Here is a 19,793-nt window from a genome sequence, read left to right as displayed (position 1 = left end):
CCCCACCTGACAGCAAACGTTGACAACCGATGATCAGCAGGTGAGCCATGGAACTTCGAATCAACCAGAAGACCTACCAGGTCGAGGCCGACGCCGACACCCCGCTGCTGTGGGTGATCCGCGACGACCTCGGCCTGACAGGCACCAAGTATGGCTGCGGCCTGGCCCAGTGCGGCGCCTGCTCGGTGCTGGTGGACGGCAATGTGGTGCGCGCCTGTGTCACCCCGGTGGCCGGCGTGGTCGGGCGTGAAGTGACCACCATCGAAGCCATCGAGGCCGATGACGTGGGCAAGCGCGTGGTGGCGGCGTGGGTCGAACACCAGGTGGCGCAGTGTGGCTATTGCCAGTCCGGCCAGGTGATGGCGGCCACTGCGCTGCTCAAGCACACCCCGCAACCCAGCGATGCGCAGATCGACGCGGCAATGGTCAACCTGTGCCGCTGCGGCACCTACAACGCCATCCACGCCGCCGTGCACGAGCTTGCCCAAGGGGAGAAGGCCTGATGAACACGCCTGTCGAAACCCCCGCGGCGCTGCTCGACCTGCCAGCGGGCGCAACGGTCAACCTGTCGCGACGGCGCTTTCTTGCGGGAACCGCCGTGGGCGCCCTGGTCCTGGGATTCGGCCTGCCGTTGGGCACCGGTCGCGTGCAGGCTGCCGCGGCTGCCACCACAGAGCGCGGCACCCAGGTGCCTGCATTCCTCGAGATCCGCCCGGACAGCACGGTGCGCCTGCTGTGCCCGTTCATGGAGGGCGGCCAAGGCACTTACACCGCCATGGCGCAGATCGTCGGTGAAGAACTGGACGTCGACCCGGCCACCTTCGTGGTCGACAGTGCCCCGCCTGGCGAAGCCTATGTGGTGATGGACAATGGCATGCGCATCACCGGCGGCAGCATGTCGGTGCGCACCAGCTATCCGACCATGCGCCGCCTCGGTGCCCTGGCCCGGGCCATGCTGCTGCAGGCGGCCGCCGAGCAATGGGGCGTACCGGTGGGTGAATTGTCCACCGAGCCTGGCAAGGTGCTGCATGCCGCCTCCGGCCGTTCGCTGGCCTATGGCGAGCTGGCCGAACGCGCCATGGATTTGCCGGTGCCGGACCCGGCCAGCATCAAGCTGCGCGACCCCAGCCAGTTCCGCTGGATCGGCAAGCCGGTACGCCGCGTCGATGCCTACGACAAATCTACCGGCAAGGCGCTGTATACCATCGACATCAAGGTTGACGGCATGCTCCATGCCGCCGTGCAGCACGCGCCTCGTCTGGGCATGACCGTCGGCGGCCTGCGCAACGAAACCCAGGTAAAGGCCATGAAAGGCGTGCACTCGGTGCATCAGTTGCCTGGCGCCGTTGCGGTGGTCGCCGAACGCTGGTGGCACGCCAAACGCGCGGTTGAAGCGATCCAGGTGGACTGGCTGGAACCCGGTGCCGACAGCAAGGTGCGGCCGATGCCAGCGGAATTCTCCAGTGATGCCTGGCGCGACCACCTGGCCGCCCAGCAGGGCCCGGCGCGCGACGAAGAGAACGAAGGCGACGTCGCTGGCGCATTGGCCAACGCCAAGACCAAGGTCGAGGCCACCTATCACAACCAGTACCTCAACCATGCTCAACTTGAGCCGCCGTCGGCCATTGCGCGGTTCAACGCGGACGGCTCGCTGGAGGTGTGGCTGCCCAACCAGGCGCCAGACATGTTTCGCGACGACATCGCCAAGCGTACCGGCCTAACCGCTGCGCAGATCACCCTGCATTCGCCGTTGCTGGGTGGCTTCTTCGGCCGCCACTTCCTTTATGACTCGGCCAATCCTTACCCGCAGGCGATCTTGCTGGCCAAAGCGGTCGGCCGCCCGGTCAAGCTGATCTGGAGCCGCGAGGAGGAATTCCTGCGCGATGTGTTGCGGCCCGTCGCCGTGGTCAAGTTCCGCGCTGGGCTCGATGCCGATGGCCTGCCCGTGGCCATCGAAGCGGTCAGCGCCACCGAAGGCCCGACCGAAGCGTTGGCTGGCAAGCAGGGCGAGAAAATCGACCCTACGGCGCTTGAAGGGCTGTCGGGCAAGTCATACGCCATCGCCAACAAACGCATCGCCCAGATCTACGTCAAAGGCCCGGCCATGCTGGGTTACTGGCGTTCGGTAGGCAACTCGCTGAACGACTTCTTCTATGAATCGTTCCTGGATGAACTGGCCGACAAGGGCGGCAAGGACCCCTTCGAGTTGCGCCTGCACCTGCTGCGCGACAACCCGCGTCTGACCACCCTGCTGCAGGCGGTCGGCGAACTGTCCGGCGGGTGGAAACGCGGGCCGTTCACTGCCGAAGACGGCAGCAAGCGCGCGCGCGGTGTGGCCATGGCTTCGCCGTTCGGCTCTGAAGCGGCGGTAATCGCCGAGGTTTCACTTGAAGGTGGCCAGGTCAAGGTGCATGACATCTGGCAGGCGATCGACCCAGGCAGCATCGTCAACCCGGCGATCATCGAAGCCCAGGTCAATGGCGCCGTGGCGCTGGGCCTGTCGCAAACGCTGATCGAAGAAGCGGTGTTCATCGATGGCAAGCCGCGCGCGCGCAACTACGACCTGTACCCGATCCTGCCGGCCTCGCGCATGGCCCGGGTACAGGTACGCATCGTTGAAAGCGGCGCGAAGATGGGCGGCATCGGCGAGCCGCCGCTGCCGGCAGTGGCGCCGGCCGTGGCCAACGCAGTGGCGCAGCTCACGGGCCAGCGCGTGCGCAGCCTGCCATTAAGCCGCCATACCTTCAGCTGACCGGACAAGGACTGCCCCATGACCCAGCGTCGTTTCGCAAGAACCGCAACCTGGCTGGCGCTGCCGTGCCTGGTCGCGGCAGGCCTGTTGGCCTGGTACGTGACCCGCGAGCCCGCCTCGCCGTTCGCCAGTGAACAAACCAGCAGTTCCGATCCGGCGCTGGTCAGTCGTGGCGAGTATGTGGCCAGGCTCAGCGATTGCGTGGCCTGCCATAGCCTGCCCGACGGCAAGCCCTTTGCTGGCGGGTTGAAAATGGCCACGCCACTGGGCGCGATCCACGCCACCAACGTGACCCCCGACCCGGCGACCGGCATCGGCAACTACAGCCTCGCCGACTTCGACCGCGCGGTGCGCCATGGCGTCGCACCGGGTGGCCGGCGACTGTACCCGGCCATGCCCTACCCTTCGTACGTAAAGCTCAGCGATGACGATGTGCGGGCGCTGTATGCCTTCTTCATGAAGGGTGTGCAGCCAGCGCAGCAGGCGAATATCCCCAGCGACATCCCTTGGCCGCTGAACATGCGCTGGCCCATTGCCTTGTGGAACGGCGTGTTCGCCCCCACCACGCCCTATGCAAGCAAGCCTGGCCAGGACGCACTGTGGAACCGAGGTGCCTACATCGTTCAGGGCCCAGGTCACTGCGGCAGTTGCCACACACCGCGCGGGCTGGCGTTCAACGAAAAAGCTCTGGATGACGAGGATAAACCGTTCCTGGCAGGGGCGCTGCTCGATGGCTGGTATGCGCCAAGCCTGCGTGGCGACCACAACACGGGCCTAGGCCGCTGGAGCGAAGCCCAGATCGTCCAATTCCTGAAGACTGGGCGCAATCAGCATGCGGTGGTCTATGGCTCGATGACCGAAGCGTTCAACAACTCCACCCAGTTCATGGGCGATGACGACCTGGCGGCGATTGCCCGCTACCTCAAAACATTGCCGGGCGACCCGCAGCGCGACGGCGCACCCTGGCAGTACCAGGCCGTTTCGGCCGGCGAACGCCTGAACAGCCCCGGTGCCCACACCTACGTGACACGCTGTGCCACGTGCCACGGCCTCGACGGCAAAGGTCAGGCCGAATGGATGCCGCCTCTGGCCGGCGCGACCTCGGCGCTGGCCAAGGAGAATGCCTCGGCAATCAATATCACCCTCAACGGCTCGCAACGGATCGTGGCCGCTGGCGTGCCGGATGCTTACCGCATGCCGGCGTTCCGCGAGCAGTTGTCGGACCAGGAAATTGCCGAAGTGCTGAGTTTCGTCCGCAGCACCTGGGGCAATCACGGCGGTACGGTGGATGCGCAGGCCGTCGGCAAGTTGCGCGAGCATACCGACCCGGCCAGCAGCAGCCCGATCATCTTGCATATGCGTTAAGGAGCCCTGCCCATGGAAAGCATCGACCTGTTGGTCCTGCGCACCGCCCGCGACTGGTTGCAAGCCGGCCAACGGGTACTGCTGGCCACTGTGGCCCGCACCTGGGGATCGTCGCCAAGGCCGGTGGGTTCGATGATGGCGCTGCGCGGTGACGGCCGGGTGATTGGCAGCGTGTCCGGGGGCTGCATCGAGGATGATCTGGTCCACCGCTACACCACCGCCTACCAGGGCGACGGCATGCCAGAGGGGCTGCCGCGCGTGGTCCGCTATGGTGTCAGCGCCGACGAGGCGCACCGCTTCGGCCTGCCCTGTGGCGGTACCCTGGAACTGATCCTTGAATTCAGCCCGTCATTGTCGAGCCTTGAGCAGCTGTTGCCACGCCTCGACGCGGGCAACCTGGTACGCCGCGAGCTGGACCTTGGCAGCGGTGACGTTCAATTGACCACCACCCATACGCCCGAGCAATTCAGCTTCGACGCAAAACGCATGTTCAACACCCTGGGCCCTGGCTATCGCATGCTGCTGATCGGTGCCGGGGTGCTGGCCGAGTATCTGGCGACGATGGCGCTGTTCAACGGCTTCAAGGTGGCGGTGTGCGACCCTCGCCCGGAATACATGGACGGCTGGAACGTCGCAGGCGTAGAGAAGATCGTTGGCATGCCGGACGACGTGGTCAGAGATTTCACCCCCGACCTTCGCAGTTGTATCGTCGGCCTCAGTCACGACCCCAAGCTGGACGACCTCGCCCTGCTAGAAGCCTTGCGCAGCCCTGCGTTCTACATTGGCGTGATCGGTTCAAGGCGCAATAACGAACTGCGCCGTGCGCGCCTGATCGAGCATTTCGGTGAAACCGAAACCACGCTCAAGCGCCTGCATGGCCCCATCGGCATTTATATCGGCAGCAAGACTCCGGCGGAGATTGCGGTGAGTGTCATGGCCGAGATTCTTGCCATCAAGAATGGCGTGACGCTACCCGGCGAGGTCAGTGTGACCGAGGCCAAGCGGACATTGGGGGCATTGGGGGCATTTGCACCACCGCTATAGCTTCAATGCTGCAGCTGCGCCTGTTCCTTCTTCCAGCGCTCAAGGTTTTTTTCCAGCAACTGCCCCGGTAACGGGCCGGAGACGATTTCCTTCATCTTCAACGCCAGTTGTTCACGCAGCGCCGGCTGGTTGCACGGCGATTCCTGGGACAGCGCCAGGTACAATCCCTCACTGGAAACCGGCGGCTGAAGGACCTTCAGCTGATTGTCCATACCCAGCGTCCGCGTCAGCGCCATACCGGGGTACTGTTCGAAGATCACATAGTCATTGCGCTTGTGCAGCAGCTTCTCGAATGCCTGCCTGGCGCTGGGCACCGCTTCGAGCTTGAGGTTGGCCGCGGCATAATCGTCGAACTGCTGGCCATGGCTATTACTGACCAGCGTGCCGCCGGTGTGCCCCTGCAGATCGGCCCAACTGCGATAGTCAAACGCCGCATCCTGGCGCACCCAGACAACGCTGGGTGTCCGCAGGAACGGCGGTTTGACGAAATCCACCTCCTGCTGACGTGCCTGGGTCAGAAAGTAGCCAGCCAGCAGGTCGATACGGCCAGTGCGCACCTCCTCCTGGGCCCGCGACCATGGGCCGCCGTAAAGCACCTGGATCTGTAGCCCAAGCGCCTCGCCCAGGTATTTGAGCAGGTCTGCATTGGCACCAACCAATTGCTGGGGATCGCGCGGGTCGCGCCACAGGTAAGGGGGATATTCCGGATTGCCGGTGGCTGTCAGTTGCCGACAGTCACCCTCTGCCGTCGCGAGTTGCGGCAGCAGAAGCAAGCTAAGCGAAAGCAGCAAGGACCGGCCAGACCCGCGCGCGACCATCTGAACCCTCGATGCATGCGCCCTTCAGCGACCAGGCGTGGTCGCGAAAGGCTGCCACATCCAGTGGACGACTGCTGTACTGCTGTGCACATGTCTTACACAGTCTGGACCAGAATCAGCCGGCTGTCCTGCTTGGATCAAGCAGGCAAACGCGCCAAAGACCGCTTCGCAGCCACCTGGAACACGCTGTGCAAGGCCTTGATCTGCTCGTCGGATAGGGTATGAGCGCAGGTCAGCCCCTGCAGAAAGCCGATGCCCCAGTTCTTGGTCTGATCCAGTTGCTGGCGGTTCTCAGCTTCGGCGATATCACCCAGGTGAAGCGCGGCATGGTGCTCGTAACGGTCACCCAGCGCCAGCTTGCGCAACTCACCCAGCGCGACCTTGAATTCAGCGGCGGCAACATCGTCCAGGCCCAGGTGCTCATACTGAAGCAGGCTCAGACGGTCGGTGGCGGTCATCTTCGAATCTCCGTTTCTCAATAAAAGGAGCAGTTGCATGAAAATCACCACCCGCACGTGGACGCATCCGGGGGCCAGGCGATGGTGGTGTCGTTGAGTGGCTTGTATACCATAGGTGGGGCCGCTCGCCCTAGCAGTGTGCGCCGTCCGGTAGCCACATTCCATGTATTGCTGATGCTAAATTTAAATTGAATTTAAGTTAAAATTCGATCACCCTGAGTTTCCCTGCACTTTCTACGGAGTCGATGCCATGGCAACAACGCCGCGCGAACCGCGTAAAGATGGCGAAGCCACCCGCACTCGGATTCTTGAGGCCGCAGGCGAGCTGTTCGCCGCCGTTGGCTATGCCGAAACCAGCAACAAGCAGGTCGCCGCCAAGGCCGAGGTGGACCTGGCCTCGATCAACTATCACTTCGGCAGCCGTAACGGCCTGTACCTGGCGGTGCTCGACGAAGCCCGGCGGCGGTTCCTGGACATTTCCGACCTGCAGCGCATTACCCTGGGCGAGCAAGCGGCAACAGAGAAGTTGCGCGCCCTGATCGAGCTGGTGGTAAACAAGGCCTCGCAGCGGCGCAGCAACTGGCACCTGCGCGTGCTGGCAGCCGAGATCCTCGCCCCCAGCCCGCATGGCCAGGCACATCTGCAAGCCGGGGCGCCGTTAAGGCTGGCGCTGCTCAAAGGTCTGTTCAGCGAGATCACCGCGATTGCCCCGGAGCACCCCGCCCTCACCCGCTGCATCCTGTGCGTCAGCGCCCCCTGGGCCATGCTGCTGATCGGCCCACGCGGTGCCTCCGGCGCGCTGCACGAAATCCTTGGCATGCCTGCCGATGAAGTCGCCACTCACCTTTACAGCTTCGCGCTGGCAGGGTTGAGGGAAAGCAGCCGCTTGTATACCCAAGGCATGCAGCCGTGACCCTGCTCGAACGTAATCCGCAAACCTCGCCGGTCGAACCGCCGACGCAGGCCTCCATTCCCTTGCTGCTCGGCGCATTGATGCTGGTGATGTTCCTCGCCGCGCTCGACCAGACCATCGTCTCCACGGCGCTGCCGACCATCGTCAGCGACCTCGGCGGGCTGCGCTGGCTGTCGTGGGTGGTCACCGCCTACCTGCTGGCATCGACCGTGGTGGTGCCGCTGTATGGCAAGTTCGGTGACCTGTATGGCCGCAAGCGGGTCTTGCAGATCGCTATCGTCCTGTTCCTGCTGGGCTCGGCGCTGTGCGGGGTGGCGCAGGACATGACCCAGCTGATTCTGTTCCGCACTCTGCAAGGCCTGGGCGGTGGCGGTCTGATGGTAGTGGCCATGGCGGCCATCGGCGATGTCATCCCCCCTGCCGAGCGCGGGCGTTATCAAGGCCTGTTCGGCGGGGTGTTCGGTCTGGCCACCGTGGTTGGGCCGCTGATCGGCGGTTTTCTGGTCGAGCACCTGTCCTGGCACTGGATCTTCTTCATCAACCTGCCATTGGGCCTGCTGGCAGTGGTGGTGATCGGCAGCGTGTTCCGCCCGCATGTTGCGCCGGTAAAGCACGTGGTCGACTACATCGGCGCGTTCTTCCTTACCGTGATGCTCGGTTCGCTGGTGCTGATCACCAGCCTGGGCGGCAGCTTGCTGCCCTGGGCCTCGCTCGATGTCCTGTGCCTGGTACTGTTTACCGTGATCGGCCTGGTCGGTTTCATTTTCGAGCAGCGCCGCGCCGCCGAACCGATCATGCCCCTGCACCTGTTCCGTCACCGCACCTTCGTATTGGCCGGCTTGATCGGCTTGATCGTCGGCGTATCGCTGTTCGGTTCGGTGACCTTCCTGCCGCTGTACATGCAAGTGGTCAAAGATGCATCACCCACCAGCGCCGGTTTGCAGATGCTGCCGTTGATGGGCGGCCTGCTGGTGGTGTCGGCCATCACCGGGCGGCTGATCAGCCGCTGGGGGCGCTACCGGATCTTTCCGATCGTCGGCACGCTGCTGCAGGTGATCGCCCTCGGCCTGTTGAGCCGGTTGCAGCTGGATACGCCGATGTGGCAGATGAACCTGTACATGGGCTTGCTCGGCGCGGGATTGGGAATGGTGATGCAAGTGCTGATCCTGACCGTGCAGAACAGCGTCGAACGGCGGCATATGGGCGTGGCGACATCAGGAGCCACACTGTTCCGCTCCATCGGCGGCTCGGTGGGCGTGTCGGTGTTGGGCGCACTGTTCTCCCGAGCGTTGCTGGATGGACTTCCCGGCGAGTTTGCCGCGGCAGCTGGAGGGGCCGCAAGCCTTTCACCGACGGCGGTGCATGGATTGTCGGCGCCGCTGCAGCAGGCTTATCTGCTGGCGTTTTCCGGGGCCATGCAGGGGGTATTTCTGGTGGCTGCGCTGGTTAGCTGTGTGGCGTTCGGGTTGTCGTGGTTGTTGCGGGAGGTGCCGTTGCGAACGGCGCATAGCTGATAATCTGCGCAAACTGGCTTGCCCGCGACGCTAAGCAACACGCTACAGTTTGATGATCGAACGAGAACAAGCCCAGTGCTCACAGTGCAAGACCTGATCAACATCGAAAGCCTGAAGCTACAGGCCATCGCTGGCCTGGCCGGCACCGGCCGGGTCATCACCTGACGCAACGCCAGCGAGCGGCGCAAGGGAGACAGGTTGCTCCAGAAATGTATGAAAGCCATTGCGGGCGGTGTACGCCTGACAACAGCAGATCAGCAGAGTGTGTGGTGATGAACAGACTGCGATGCCAGCGCGTGGCCGTGAAGGGCTGATTCATTGGGCATATGGCCATATGGCATGCCCCCTGCAATCGGATGAACACACCTTCATTCGACTGGACCCTGCAATGCGCCTGACCGACCTGGCCCTCGCCCTCCCCCGTAGCCTCAAGACGCTGACCGCCGCTGGCCTGGTCGCGCTCACCCTCAGCCCGGCCGCCCACGCCGAAACCAGCCCAAAAGAAGTGCGCCTCGATTACGCCTACTACTCACCCGTCAGCCTGGTTCTCAAGCATTTCGGTTGGGTGGAAAAGGCCCTGCCCGACGCCAAGGTGAGCTGGGTCTTCAGCCAGGGCAGCAACCGTTCGCTGGAATACCTCAACAGCGGCGGCGCCGACTTCGGTTCGTCCGCCAGCCTATCGGCCGTGCTGGCCCGCGCCAACGGCAGCCCGATCAAATCGGTGTATGTTTACAGCCGCGCCGAGTGGACCGCCCTGGTGGTTGCCAAGGATTCGCCGCTGAAAACCATCGACGATCTCAAGGGCAAGAAGATCGCCGCCACCAAAGGCACCGATCCCTACCTGTTCACCTTGCGCGCCCTGGAAAAGGCAGGCTTGAAAAAGGACGACGTCGAACTGCTGCACCTGCAACACCCAGACGGCCGCACCGCGCTGGAAAAAGGCGACGTCGACGCCTGGGCCGGCCTCGATCCGCACATGGCCGCCAGCGAACTGCAGGCCGGCTCGCGCCTGCTCTACCGCAACAAGGACTTCAACAGCTATGGCGTGGTCAGCGTGACCGAGGCGTTTGCCAAGCAGCACCCGCAGACCATCGATAAGGTGATCAAGGCCTATGAGCAAGCCCGCCAATGGGCAGTGGCCCATCCGAATGAGTTCGCCAAATTGCTGGCAGATGAATCGAAACTGCCGCTGGATGTGGCCAAGCTGCAGCTATCGCGTACCGACCTCTCCACGCCGCAACTGACTGCCCAGGACGTCGCCGCCTCCAAAGCCGCGGCACCGATCCTGGTATCCGAAGAGCTGGTCAAGCGTGGCGTGGAGGTCAATCAGGTGATTGACCAGCTGATTGATCCGTCCTTCGGCAAGGCCAGTATCGAGTAATGAGCGCCCCCAGCAACCTACTGGCTGCCAGCGCAGCCCGCCCGCGGCAATGGGCTCGCCGGCTCAAGGGCCTGGCGTTGCCAGTGGCGATCATCCTGCTGCTCGAAGCGGTGGTACGCCTCGGCTGGATCGCCGCTTACCAGATGCCGGCCCCCAGCGAAGTCGCGCAAACCCTGCTGCAACTTGCCGACGGTGCGTTGTGGAAGCACGTCGCTGCCAGCCTCTCGCGGGTGCTGGCAGGCTTTACCATCGGCGCCCTGCTCGGCCTGCTGTTCGCTGCCTGGGTCGGTCTGAGCCGTGAGGCCGAAGCCTGGTTGGAGCCGACCTTCGCCAGCCTGCGGGCAATCCCGAGCCTTGCCTGGGTACCGCTGTTGCTGCTGTGGCTGGGCATTGGCGAAACCTCCAAGGTCACCCTGATTGCCATCGGTGCGTTCTTCCCGGTGTACCTCAATGGCGTGGCGGCGATCCGCAACATCGACCGCAAGCTGGTGGAAGTGGCGCGCATGTACGGCTTCGGCCCGCTGCGCCTGGCCCGCCGTGTGTTGCTGCCGGCAGCCATCCCTGGAGTGTTTACCGGGCTGCGCAGCGCGCTGAGCCTGAGCTGGATGTTCCTGGTCGCCGCCGAATTGATCGCCGCCACGCGTGGGTTGGGCTACCTGCTCAGCGACGGCCGGGAAACTTCACGGCCCGATCTGGTACTGGCGGCGATCATCGTGCTGGCACTGCTGGGCAAGCTCAGCGACGGCCTGTTGGCCGGGCTGGAAAAGCGCTGGCTGGCCTGGCGGGACACTTTCGATGGCACGGACACAAAGGCCTGAACCATGAACCAACCCTTGCGTATCCATCAACCTGCCCTGGCAAAGGCACCCTTGCTCGAATTGCAGGTTGAAAGTAAAGCGTTCGGCGACACACCGGTACTCGGCCGGATTGAACTGCAACTGCAAGCGGGCGAAATCGTCAGCCTGCTCGGCCCCAGTGGTTGTGGCAAAAGCACTCTACTGCGGCTGGTGGCGCAACTGGACCGGCATTTTGTCGGCCACCTGCAGCGACGCCCTGAGCAGGTCGGCTTCGTGTTCCAGGAGCCCCGGTTGATGCCTTGGCTGAGCGTGGCCGACAACATTGGTTTCAGCGAAGACCAAGGCTACGATCGCGCACGCGTTACCGCGCTTATCGAAGAGGTGGGCCTGACCGGTTTTGCCGACGTACTGCCCAAGGCCTTGTCGGGCGGCATGGCCCAGCGCGTTGCCATCGCCCGCGGGCTGTATGCACAGCCGCAGCTGTTGCTGCTGGATGAGCCGTTCAGCGCGGTGGATGCTTTTACCCGCTTCAAGCTGCAAGACCTGCTGCTGGAACTGGCCCGGCGCCACGGGATTGCCTTGCTGGTGGTGACCCACGATGTGGATGAGGCGCTGTACCTGAGTGACCGGGTGCTGGTCATCGGCAACCGCCCAGGTACAGTGCGCCGGACGTTGCAGGTTGGCCTGGGATACCCGCGCGAGCGGCGCGATGACCGGCTGGCGCGGTTGCGCGGGGAAGCGCTGGAGGCGTTGCACAGTGCCCGGGTGATCTGATCCCGTTAATCACCTGCGGCCAAGCCAGGCGCGCGTAACTTCACCCGCTGCTGTCAACCTACGCCCCCCATGAAGCAGCAACGAAGGCGTCTCCACACTGATCTGCACATCCGTTGGCAATGCATGCAGCAAGGCTGCCAACGGCAATTGCCCCTGCCCCGGCAGCAACCGGTCTTCACGGGCCTCCTGAATGATCAGTGCATCAACCGGTGCCTGCAGCGGCGCATCGCACAACTGCACCGCCCGCAGGTGGCGCGGGTCCACCTGGGCGATCGCCGCCACATCGCCACCTGAACGGAACAGGTGCAGTGCATCCACCAGCACCGCGCTGTTGGCCTGGCCGGCCGCTGTCAGCAAAGCCTGCGCCTGTTGCAGGGTGGCTACCGGGCGCCAGCGCATGAACTCCAGGTCCACCCGCAGGCCATACACATTGGCTAGCTCACACAGCGCCGCGAAGTTGTGCGCAAGCCGCACACCGTCCTCGTCATCGCCGGAAACCGTGAGGCTCGCCGCCCCGAGCTCGGCACCCGCCGCCAGCAACGCTTCGCAATCGGCAACCTGCACCTGCGGCGTCAGCGAGACGAACTCGATATCGGCGACACCGACACCCTCACCCGCCATCACCCCCTTCAGTTCGCCCAATGCCTGGCTGCCAACTGTCAGCGGGTACGCCTGCGCCCCCGCCATCACCGGGTGCAGGCGCAGGCCAACCGAGCTGAAACCGGCCCGGCCAGCCTCACGCACCAACGCCTCGGGAGCAAGGTCCAGTGCCGTCAGGTGGGCGACCCCAAGCGGCCTCAATAGGTCGCCCTCCCGCCGCTGAGGTCGAACACGAAGCCTGTGGTAAAGCTGCATTCCGGGCCGGCGATCCAGGCCACCATGTTGGCGATTTCCTCGGCCTTGAGGAAACGCCCCATGGGGATCTTGGCCTTGCTCGCGGCGATATGCTCGGGCGTCATCTCGGCCATCAACGGCGTCTCGACCATGGCTGGCGCGATGCAGTTGAGCAGCACGCCATCCTGCGCCAGTTCCTTGGCCGCCGCCTTGGTGAAGGCGATGACCCCGGCCTTGGCCGCCGAGTAACCGCTGATGTATTGCACGCCATCCTTGCCCGCCATCGAGGCGATGTTGACGATGCGCCCGTGGCCGCGCTCGCGCATGTGCGGGATGGCCGTGCGGCAGCAGTAGAAGACGCCGTTCAGGTCGATGGCGATGACCTTGTCCCAGGCTTCGGGCGGGTAGTCCCACGACGGTACTACCGGGCCGTTGATACCCGCGTTGTTGACCAGGATCTCGACCGGGCCCACGCGGGCCAGCACATCGGCGAACGCCGCCTCGACCGAGGCCAGCGAGGCGACATCCACGGCCTGGCGCAATACCGGTTCGAAGCCACTCGCGACGCTGTCCCAACCGTCGACCGCGAGGTCCCAGACCACCACCTGGGCGCCTGCAGCATGCAGGCGTTGGGCGATGGCCAGGCCGATGCCACGCATGCCGCCGGTGACGATTGCCGTTTGCCCTTGCAGGGATTGGTTCATTGTTCAGCTCCTTTTTCGACACAGGGAAGATCCGGCAGGCGACGCAGGTCGCGCACCATGAACAGGTAACACAGCGCGCCTAGCGCGGTGATCGAAGACACGAAGACCAGGGCCCAGACGAACGAGCCGGTGGCGCTGACGATCAGGCCGATGGTCAGCGGGGTGACGATACCGGCGGCGTTGGCGAACAGGTTGAACAGGCCACCACTCAGGCCCAGCAGGCCCTTGGGTGCGATGTCTGACACGATCATCCAGGCCAGCGCCGACATGCCCTGGGCGAAATAGGCGACGCAGAGGATTGCGATGACCAGCGCGTCCGACTCGACATAGTTGGCCAGGACGATGACCGACGCCGTCAGCAGGCCGGCAATCACCGGCAGCTTGCGTGCCACATTCAGCGAGTAACCACGGCGCAGCAGCGCATCGGACAGCCAGCCGCCAACCAGCGTGCCCAGCGACGCGGCAATGAACGGCAGCACCGCCACCCAGCCGACCTTCAGCCACGGCATGTGCCGTTCGGTGACCAGGTAGGTCGGGAACCAGGTGAGGAAGAACACATTGGTCGAGTTGCAGGCGAACTGTCCCAGGCAGATGCCGAGCATGTTGCGGTGTTTGAGCAGCGCGGGGATCTGCGACCAGCGGAACACCGTAGCCTTCTGCCCGCCATCGACCACACCACCGCCGGCGGCGATATAGTCAAGCTCCGCCTGGTTGGCCGTCTTGGACTGGTGCGGCTCATGGTACTTGCGCCACCAGACCAGGCCATACAACACGCCCATCAGCCCCACCGCCATCAGCAGAAAGCGCCAGCCATAGGCGTGCAACACCCAGAACAGCAAAGGCGTGAGGAACGCCAGGCCGGTGTACTCGGCAAAGGTGTAGATGCCGGTCGCCCTGGCCCGCTCGCTTTGCGGGAACCAGGTCGCCACTACGCGGCTGTTGGTGGGGAAGCACGGTGCTTCGGTCACACCGACCAGAAAGCGCATGCCCAGCAATGACAAAAACCCTTGGGCAAGGCCCTGCAGCCCGGTAAACAACGACCACAGGGTCAGCGCCAACCAGTACGTCAGCTTGGTGCCGAGCCGGTCGATCAGGATGCCGCCTGGGATCTGCGCGGCGGCGTAGGTCCACGAAAAGGCCGAGAAGATCAGGCCCATCATCGCCGCATTCAGGCCCAGGTCGGCGCTGATGCTCGGCGCGGCGATGCCCATCACGCTGCGGTCGAGGTAATTGATCATGGTGCCGCCAGAGATCAGCGCCAGGATCATGAAGCGAGTGCGGGTTCTTTGTTGCAAGCGCGCAGGCGTGTCGAACACCCCGGCGCGGATGTGCTGATCAGCGTTCATGACAGTTGCTCTCTTGTTATTGGAATGGCAAATGCATAGGCATCAGGCGAAGCCGAACAGGCGCCTGGGGGTGTCCCACAGGATGGTGCGGCGCAGTTGCGGGTCGGGCATCAGGCGTTCGGCCAGCTTCAACAACGGGCCGTAATCCACGCGCGTGCGCTGGCGAATGAACGGCCAGTCGGAGCCCCACACGCAGGCCTGCGGGCCAAAGGCGTTGATCAGCTCATGCACGTAGGCGCTGCTCTGCGAATGCAGGGCATCGGCGGCGGCGAATTTCTGCATGCCCGAAAGCTTCACGCAGACCCGCCCGTGCCGGGCCAGCCGGAGCAAGGCCTGGAAGCCGGACTGCTGGATGCCGGCGGCAGCATCCGGTCGCCCGCAATGGTCGATCAGGACGCGCACCGCGCTGCGCTCAATCAGCCCCTGCAAATCGAGCAACTGGTCTTCGCAGACTTGAACCTGAGCGAACAGTCCAAGCTCGGCAAGCTTGCCCAACAGCGGCTCGACATCGTGAAGGCTGGCCACGCCATAAAGCGCAGGGTTGAACGCCACACCGACCACGCCCTGCTCACGCAGCGCGGCCAGTTGTTCCAGGCTGATCTGGCGATCGACCACCGCCACGCCCTTGAAACGCCCCTCGCCGCTGGCCAAGGCATGCAACAGGCAGCGGTTGTCGGTGTGGTAGCCGCTGTTCGGCCCCACCAGCAAGGCATGGCGCACGCCATAAGCGTCCATCACCTGGTTGAACTGCTCCAGCGGCGCAACTTCCTGGCCGGACGGCGCATAGGGGGCGTCGGGGTGATAAGCGAAGCGTGCGGGATCAAACAAATGGTTATGGCAATCGATCTTTGGTTCGTCAAAGATGTTCATAGGCAGCTCCTTCAAGCGCCACTGCGCTTGCCTACAGATCTTGTTATTGTTCGCCACCAGGGCGATTGGCCTGGGCTCACGATACTGCGCGCGCCGCCATGACGCTCATACACAGATGGCCAAGTCCATAACCGAAGGTAATGCCTATGCTTTCCGACGCCAGCCCCCTGGTGTTCAAATTGCGCCACATGGAAGTGTTCCGTGCCGTTATGCTGACCGGCTCGATCAGCGCCGCGGCGAAAATGCTCTACGTTTCGCAGCCGGCGGTGAGCAAGCTGATCGGCTACATCGAGGGGCGCCTGGCCTATCGCCTGTTCGAGCGCATCAACAATCGCCTGGTGCCCACGGCTGAAGCGCAGATCCTGTTGCGTGAGGTTGAGCGCGTGTACCAGGCAGCGCTGCAGGTCAACGAGACGGCGCTGTCACTGACGTCCGGCGCTCATCGCCAGTTGCGCATCGCCTGCAGCGCCTCGTTGTCGACGGTGGTGATTCCGATTGCCTTGGCCCAGCTCAAGCGTGAGGCGCCAGCGCTTCAGATCGAATGGCAGACCTCGCTAATGGGGGAGATGCCCAACCAGATCCTGTCGAAAAAAGTCGACCTGTCGATCGCCGCCTTGCCAGTGGTTCATGATCACCTGCATTCGCAGGCTTTCATGCGTGGGCGCATGGTGGCAGTGATGCCCGCCGATCATGTGCTGGCTCAGCAAACCTCACTGAGGTTGCAGCAACTGGAGGGCCACGCGCTCCTGCTGTTCCGCCCGGACATGCCCTTCGGCAAGCTGCTGGCGGAGGAAATAGCGCGCAGAGGGTTGCACCTGGACTCGTTGCTGTCATTCACCAATGCCAACGAAGCCGTAGCGCTGGTCAAGCAAGGCATGGGCATCACCTTGATCGACGAATTCGTCGCCCAGGATAGCGGCCTGGCGGTGGTGCCGCTGGCCGAGGAGATTCACTTCGACATCAGCTTCGTTTATTCGCGCTTCGAACCGCCGTCGCAGGCAATGCTGCACTTGATGCGGGTGCTGCATGCGCAGGCGCTCAAGCTTGGGCGGGGAATTGCCGGCTACGCGCTGCCGCAAGCGTAGTGAACGAAAGTTGGATCCCTTCCCGCGAAGCACTATCCTTGTATCGCCGCGCAGCGCCCCCGCCGCCCGGCGTACCCTTATTTCAGGAGATTCAACGACATGAACGTCTCTTTGCGCCCCCGCTGGCTGCTCGCCCTCGCCCTGCCCCTTGCACTCGCCGCCTGCGGTGACAACGAACCCAAACAGCGCGCCGCCTTCAGCGAGTTTCTGCAAACCCGGATCGTCGACAAGCCGGGTGTGCACGTACCCAAGCTGACTCCCGATGAGTCCCAGGCGTTTGGCCCTTACAGCGACCACTACGCAGTGATCAGCAACTTCAATGGCGCCATGGATAACGCCGTGAAGCCTTTGGGCACATTGCTGCAAAAAGGCGCGGTGCGTTCGCTGAACGACATCACCTCGCGCCGCGACGATATCAAGGCGGTCCAGACCGGCCTGAATGACATGGGCAGCCAGCTGCAGGATCAGAAGGCCAAAGCGGATACCGCACACGCCCAACTCAAACAGCCGGAAGACCTCAAGGTGGTCTACGACAAAGCGTACGACCGCACCGTAAGCGTGCCGGCCGATACCTTCCTGCAAGTGCTGCCGCAGATCAATAGCACCTTCGACAGCAGCCTGAAAGTGGCCGATTACGTTGACGCGCACAAAGCGCAAATCGAGGTAAACGGGGCGATCGTGAAGGTGTCAGACCCGAAAGTTCAAGCTGAGCTGAATGCCTTGCTGGCCGATCTGAATACCCAAGGCAAAACCTTGCAACAGGCGCAGGCCCAGTTAAAAACCGTAATGCTTGGCCGGTAGACGATTAAAACTGATTGGCCGCCCTTGTTCAGGCAAGGCGCGGCAACAGGATCGTGATCCTCAATCCACCCACTTCGCCAGGTTGCGCGCTGATCCGCCCCTGGTGCAGGCCAATGGCGCGCTGGGCGATGGCCAGGCCAAGGCCGAAACCATCGCCACCGCTGTCGCCACCACGGTCGAAAGGCTCGAAAATGCTCTGCAGGCGTGCCGGATCGACGCCCGGCCCCTGGTCGACGATGCCTACCTGCAGCCAATCACCCGCGCCCACCAAGCAGGCCTCGATGCACACCTCGGTACCGGCAGCGGTGTAGCGCACCGCATTGCGGATCACGTTCTCGAACGCGCGGTACAGCAACTCTTCGTGGCCCCTGGTGACGAATGTGGCGGCCGCCTGCAGCGACACCTGACACCGCTTCATGCCGGCCTCGAAACGTGCGTCCTCGACGATCTGCGCGAGCAACTCGACCGCATCGAGCTGCGCACAATCGCCCTCGCCCTGCTGCGACTGCAGGCGGGCCAAGGTCAACAGTTGCTCGATCAGATCATCCATGCGGCGCGATTCACGCTCAATGCGCCCGAGCATTTCCTGACGCTCGGGCTGCTGGCGCAACAGGCCGATGGCTGCATGCAAGCGCGTCAGCGGCGAACGCAATTCATGGGAAATATCGTGCAGCAGCTGTTGCTGGGCCTCGACCAGCGCCTTGAGCTGGCCGGCCATGCGGTCGCAGTCTTCGGCGAGGTCGACGATTTCGTCGCGGCGCTTGCCCAGGCGCGGCTTGACACGCACCTCGAAGCGGCCCTGAGCGACCTGGCCCATGGCCGTACGAAGCCAGGCCAAGGGCCGAGTCAGGTACAGGCTGCAGAGCATGGCAAACAGTGCACTCATCAGCGTACCCGTGACCAGCGGACCCATGCCACGCGGGCGTGGTGCCTCACCCAGATCGGTTGCCACTGAAGCGCGCAGCACCAGGGCCTGGCCGCCCTGGTCGAGCAGTGCCCGCTCGAAACGGGTCTCAGCCACAGCCCTGCCGGCCAAAAGATGGCCCGCGCCGTCGTACAGCCCTACCTGCACATCGTCGGGCTGTGGCGATACGTGCAAATACTGGCGGCCGGCCTGTTCGCCGTAGCGGTGCAGCAGGTTCAGCTCCGTAACCAGCAGTGAGCGCAACCCCGGGGTATCGCCACGCAGATCGTCGAGCATGAAGGCCCCAGCACCCACCAGAAAGGTCAGGCAGTTGGCCAGCCAGAATGCCAGAAACAACTTCCAGAACAGGCGCCGGCGCATCATTCGACGATCAACATGTAGCCCATGCCCCGCACGCTCTGGATCCAACTACTGCCATCGACGCGCGGGCCGAGTTTCTGGCGAATGCTGCTGACGTGCACATCGATACGCCGGTCGTAGCGGGTCAGCGGGCGACCCAGGGCGTTGAGCGACAGGTCCTGCTTGCTCACCAGTTGCCCGGCTTGGCGGGCCAACGCTACGAGCAGGCTGAACTCGGTACCGGTCAGGTCCAGCGGCGTCGTACCCCACTGTGCCTTGCGGCGCCCTGGCCAGAGGGTCAACGCCCCCCTGCCGATGGACTCGGCAGCCAGACTCTCGGCCACCCCCTGCGGCTGTACCCGGCGCAGGATCGCACGCAGGCGTGCCACCAGCTCACCGGGCGAGCTGGGTTTAGGCACGTAGTCATCGGCGCCCAGCTCCAGCCCGGCGATGCGATCGATGTTGTCACCGCGTGCGGTGAGCAACAGCACCGGCACCTGGCTGCGCGCCCGGATGCGCCGCAGCACTTCGATCCCGCTGATGCCCGGCAGCATCACGTCGAGCACGACGATGTGGTGGCGGCCGCTCAAGGCTTGAGCCTCACCCTCCTCGCCGGTAGCAACTGCAGTGGCCTGGAAGCCTTCGCGAGCCAGGTAAAGGGCGAGCATTTCGGTGAGTTCGCGGTCGTCATCGACCAGCAGTACGGGAATCATGGAATCAGTAGCCAGGTTCTGCAAAGGCACCATGATCCCCCCGTCGCGCCGGGCCGTGGGCGAACTTTACACATCTTTACCCTGGGTTAACCGCGCCAAACATTGCCCGCCCTTATTCTCATCGCCCGCTGCCTGGCAGCCGCCGCGCTGCTCCTCAATGCCCGCCTGGAACCCCCGATGAATTACCCGCGACTGTTGCTCTCCCTCCTGCTGCTGCAAGCCTCCCTGGCCCAGGCGGCGCCGTTCAGGATCGCCGACATCCGCATCAACGGCCTGCAGCGGGTATCCGCCGGCAGCGTGTTCGGCGCCTTGCCCCTGAACGTGGGCGACCAGGCCGATGACCGGCGCCTGGTGGATTCG

General features: G+C 63.9%; 19 protein-coding genes and 1 pseudogene. 12 read left to right on the top strand and 8 right to left on the bottom strand.

Features of this window, described 5'->3' with window-relative positions:
- Nucleotides 1-47 precede the first annotated feature (47 nt).
- The 4 genes from ACZ6YA_RS12805 to ACZ6YA_RS12790 are packed head-to-tail and all read left to right on the top strand — an operon-like array spanning nt 48 to nt 5,161.
- Nucleotides 48-503: a (2Fe-2S)-binding protein gene (locus tag ACZ6YA_RS12805; RefSeq protein WP_346614344.1), complete on the top strand. Its 456-nt coding sequence runs from the start codon at nt 48-50 to the stop codon at nt 501-503.
- Nucleotides 503-2,752 (top strand): xanthine dehydrogenase family protein molybdopterin-binding subunit, encoded by a 2,250-nt coding sequence (locus ACZ6YA_RS12800; protein ID WP_465897487.1) that lies wholly within the window; start codon nt 503-505, stop codon nt 2,750-2,752. The genes ACZ6YA_RS12805 and ACZ6YA_RS12800 overlap by 1 nt, the downstream gene beginning before the upstream one ends.
- Before the next feature lie 18 nt (nt 2,753-2,770).
- Nucleotides 2,771-4,117 (top strand): c-type cytochrome, encoded by a 1,347-nt coding sequence (locus ACZ6YA_RS12795; protein ID WP_465897486.1) that lies wholly within the window; start codon nt 2,771-2,773, stop codon nt 4,115-4,117.
- A 12-nt stretch (nt 4,118-4,129) separates the two neighbouring features.
- The gene (locus tag ACZ6YA_RS12790; RefSeq protein WP_465897485.1) at nt 4,130-5,161 is read left to right on the top strand and encodes an XdhC family protein; all 1,032 of its coding nucleotides are present in this window, start codon (nt 4,130-4,132) and stop codon (nt 5,159-5,161) included.
- Nucleotides 5,162-5,163: 2 nt separating this feature from the next.
- On the opposite strand, the gene ACZ6YA_RS12785 is transcribed toward ACZ6YA_RS12790, so the two are convergent.
- Both ACZ6YA_RS12785 and ACZ6YA_RS12780 read right to left on the bottom strand, forming a co-directional pair.
- Entirely contained in the window at nt 5,164-5,979 is an 816-nt protein-coding gene (locus ACZ6YA_RS12785) for a substrate-binding periplasmic protein (protein WP_465897484.1), read from the bottom strand.
- Nucleotides 5,980-6,116: 137 nt separating this feature from the next.
- On the bottom strand, nt 6,117-6,437 hold the full coding sequence (locus ACZ6YA_RS12780) for a hypothetical protein (protein ID WP_465897483.1): 321 nt from the start codon (nt 6,435-6,437) through the stop codon (nt 6,117-6,119).
- A gap of 250 nt (nt 6,438-6,687) precedes the next feature.
- Here ACZ6YA_RS12780 and ACZ6YA_RS12775 point away from each other — a divergent pair, with 250 nt between their 5' ends.
- The 5 genes from ACZ6YA_RS12775 to ACZ6YA_RS12755 all read left to right on the top strand — a co-directional run bounded on the left by ACZ6YA_RS12775 (nt 6,688) and on the right by ACZ6YA_RS12755 (nt 11,816).
- The gene (locus ACZ6YA_RS12775; protein WP_465897482.1) at nt 6,688-7,350 is read left to right on the top strand and encodes a TetR/AcrR family transcriptional regulator; all 663 of its coding nucleotides are present in this window, start codon (nt 6,688-6,690) and stop codon (nt 7,348-7,350) included.
- Nucleotides 7,347-8,864, top strand: coding sequence for an MDR family MFS transporter (locus ACZ6YA_RS12770; RefSeq protein ID WP_465897481.1), 1,518 nt, complete (start codon nt 7,347-7,349; stop codon nt 8,862-8,864). Before ACZ6YA_RS12775 ends, ACZ6YA_RS12770 begins: the two co-directional genes overlap by 4 nt.
- Nucleotides 8,865-9,252: 388 nt before the next feature.
- Nucleotides 9,253-10,245, top strand: a complete 993-nt coding sequence (locus tag ACZ6YA_RS12765) for an aliphatic sulfonate ABC transporter substrate-binding protein (RefSeq protein WP_465897480.1) — start codon at nt 9,253-9,255, stop codon at nt 10,243-10,245.
- Nucleotides 10,245-11,063, top strand: a complete 819-nt coding sequence (locus ACZ6YA_RS12760; protein ID WP_465897479.1) for an ABC transporter permease — start codon at nt 10,245-10,247, stop codon at nt 11,061-11,063. The genes ACZ6YA_RS12765 and ACZ6YA_RS12760 overlap by 1 nt, the downstream gene beginning before the upstream one ends.
- A gap of 3 nt (nt 11,064-11,066) precedes the next feature.
- Nucleotides 11,067-11,816 carry an ABC transporter ATP-binding protein gene (locus ACZ6YA_RS12755; protein ID WP_465897478.1) on the top strand — a complete coding sequence of 250 codons (750 nt, stop codon included), beginning with the start codon at nt 11,067-11,069 and terminating at the stop codon, nt 11,814-11,816.
- Nucleotides 11,817-11,825: 9 nt separating this feature from the next.
- Here ACZ6YA_RS12755 and ACZ6YA_RS12750 read toward each other — a convergent pair whose 3' ends face one another.
- Genes ACZ6YA_RS12750 through ACZ6YA_RS12735 form a run of 4 tightly spaced genes read right to left on the bottom strand, consistent with a single transcriptional unit; the run spans nt 11,826 to nt 15,570 of the window.
- Nucleotides 11,826-12,617: a sugar phosphate isomerase/epimerase family protein gene (locus ACZ6YA_RS12750; protein WP_465897477.1), complete on the bottom strand. Its 792-nt coding sequence runs from the start codon at nt 12,615-12,617 to the stop codon at nt 11,826-11,828.
- The gene (locus ACZ6YA_RS12745) at nt 12,614-13,354 is read right to left on the bottom strand and encodes an SDR family NAD(P)-dependent oxidoreductase (protein WP_465897476.1); all 741 of its coding nucleotides are present in this window, start codon (nt 13,352-13,354) and stop codon (nt 12,614-12,616) included. The genes ACZ6YA_RS12750 and ACZ6YA_RS12745 overlap by 4 nt, the downstream gene beginning before the upstream one ends.
- Nucleotides 13,351-14,700 carry an MFS transporter gene (locus tag ACZ6YA_RS12740; RefSeq protein ID WP_465897475.1) on the bottom strand — a complete coding sequence of 450 codons (1,350 nt, stop codon included), beginning with the start codon at nt 14,698-14,700 and terminating at the stop codon, nt 13,351-13,353. The genes ACZ6YA_RS12745 and ACZ6YA_RS12740 overlap by 4 nt, the downstream gene beginning before the upstream one ends.
- A gap of 42 nt (nt 14,701-14,742) precedes the next feature.
- A complete protein-coding gene (locus tag ACZ6YA_RS12735; RefSeq protein ID WP_465897474.1) occupies nt 14,743-15,570 on the bottom strand; it encodes an amidohydrolase family protein in 828 nt (275 codons plus the stop codon).
- 140 nt (nt 15,571-15,710) lie between these two features.
- Between ACZ6YA_RS12735 and ACZ6YA_RS12730 the strand changes: the two genes are divergently transcribed.
- Both ACZ6YA_RS12730 and ACZ6YA_RS12725 read left to right on the top strand, forming a co-directional pair.
- Nucleotides 15,711-16,655, top strand: coding sequence for a LysR family transcriptional regulator (locus ACZ6YA_RS12730; protein ID WP_465897473.1), 945 nt, complete (start codon nt 15,711-15,713; stop codon nt 16,653-16,655).
- A gap of 99 nt (nt 16,656-16,754) precedes the next feature.
- Entirely contained in the window at nt 16,755-17,456 is a 702-nt protein-coding gene (locus tag ACZ6YA_RS12725) for a DUF3053 domain-containing protein (RefSeq protein ID WP_465897472.1), read from the top strand.
- A 28-nt stretch (nt 17,457-17,484) separates the two neighbouring features.
- On the opposite strand, the gene ACZ6YA_RS12720 is transcribed toward ACZ6YA_RS12725, so the two are convergent.
- Nucleotides 17,485-18,744: a HAMP domain-containing sensor histidine kinase gene (locus ACZ6YA_RS12720; protein ID WP_465897471.1), complete on the bottom strand. Its 1,260-nt coding sequence runs from the start codon at nt 18,742-18,744 to the stop codon at nt 17,485-17,487.
- A complete protein-coding gene (locus ACZ6YA_RS12715) occupies nt 18,741-19,433 on the bottom strand; it encodes a response regulator (protein ID WP_465897470.1) in 693 nt (230 codons plus the stop codon). The genes ACZ6YA_RS12720 and ACZ6YA_RS12715 overlap by 4 nt, the downstream gene beginning before the upstream one ends.
- Before the next feature lie 177 nt (nt 19,434-19,610).
- Between ACZ6YA_RS12715 and ACZ6YA_RS12710 the strand changes: the two are divergent.
- Nucleotides 19,611-19,793 (top strand): annotated as a pseudogene (locus ACZ6YA_RS12710) (hypothetical protein); the annotation flags it as partial.

The organism is Pseudomonas sp. NPDC090752 (assembly GCF_055584805.1).
Note: the sequence above shows the minus strand (reverse complement) of the source record. Positions and strands in the feature narration are given on the sequence as shown.

Excerpts from the sequence above, each read along its gene's own strand:
- ACZ6YA_RS12805 (WP_346614344.1), top strand. The coding sequence starts at position 48 with ATGGAACTTCGAATCAACCAGAAGACCTACCAGGTCGAGGCCGACGCC.
- ACZ6YA_RS12800 (WP_465897487.1), top strand. The coding sequence starts at position 503 with ATGAACACGCCTGTCGAAACCCCCGCGGCGCTGCTCGACCTGCCAGCG.
- ACZ6YA_RS12795 (WP_465897486.1), top strand. The coding sequence starts at position 2,771 with ATGACCCAGCGTCGTTTCGCAAGAACCGCAACCTGGCTGGCGCTGCCG.
- ACZ6YA_RS12790 (WP_465897485.1), top strand. The coding sequence starts at position 4,130 with ATGGAAAGCATCGACCTGTTGGTCCTGCGCACCGCCCGCGACTGGTTG.
- ACZ6YA_RS12785 (WP_465897484.1), bottom strand. The coding sequence starts at position 5,979 with ATGGTCGCGCGCGGGTCTGGCCGGTCCTTGCTGCTTTCGCTTAGCTTG.
- ACZ6YA_RS12780 (WP_465897483.1), bottom strand. The coding sequence starts at position 6,437 with ATGACCGCCACCGACCGTCTGAGCCTGCTTCAGTATGAGCACCTGGGC.
- ACZ6YA_RS12775 (WP_465897482.1), top strand. The coding sequence starts at position 6,688 with ATGGCAACAACGCCGCGCGAACCGCGTAAAGATGGCGAAGCCACCCGC.
- ACZ6YA_RS12765 (WP_465897480.1), top strand. The coding sequence starts at position 9,253 with ATGCGCCTGACCGACCTGGCCCTCGCCCTCCCCCGTAGCCTCAAGACG.
- ACZ6YA_RS12760 (WP_465897479.1), top strand. The coding sequence starts at position 10,245 with ATGAGCGCCCCCAGCAACCTACTGGCTGCCAGCGCAGCCCGCCCGCGG.
- ACZ6YA_RS12755 (WP_465897478.1), top strand. The coding sequence starts at position 11,067 with ATGAACCAACCCTTGCGTATCCATCAACCTGCCCTGGCAAAGGCACCC.
- ACZ6YA_RS12745 (WP_465897476.1), bottom strand. The coding sequence starts at position 13,354 with ATGAACCAATCCCTGCAAGGGCAAACGGCAATCGTCACCGGCGGCATG.
- ACZ6YA_RS12740 (WP_465897475.1), bottom strand. The coding sequence starts at position 14,700 with ATGAACGCTGATCAGCACATCCGCGCCGGGGTGTTCGACACGCCTGCG.
- ACZ6YA_RS12735 (WP_465897474.1), bottom strand. The coding sequence starts at position 15,570 with ATGAACATCTTTGACGAACCAAAGATCGATTGCCATAACCATTTGTTT.
- ACZ6YA_RS12730 (WP_465897473.1), top strand. The coding sequence starts at position 15,711 with ATGCCTATGCTTTCCGACGCCAGCCCCCTGGTGTTCAAATTGCGCCAC.
- ACZ6YA_RS12725 (WP_465897472.1), top strand. The coding sequence starts at position 16,755 with ATGAACGTCTCTTTGCGCCCCCGCTGGCTGCTCGCCCTCGCCCTGCCC.
- ACZ6YA_RS12720 (WP_465897471.1), bottom strand. The coding sequence starts at position 18,744 with ATGATGCGCCGGCGCCTGTTCTGGAAGTTGTTTCTGGCATTCTGGCTG.
- ACZ6YA_RS12715 (WP_465897470.1), bottom strand. The coding sequence starts at position 19,433 with ATGATTCCCGTACTGCTGGTCGATGACGACCGCGAACTCACCGAAATG.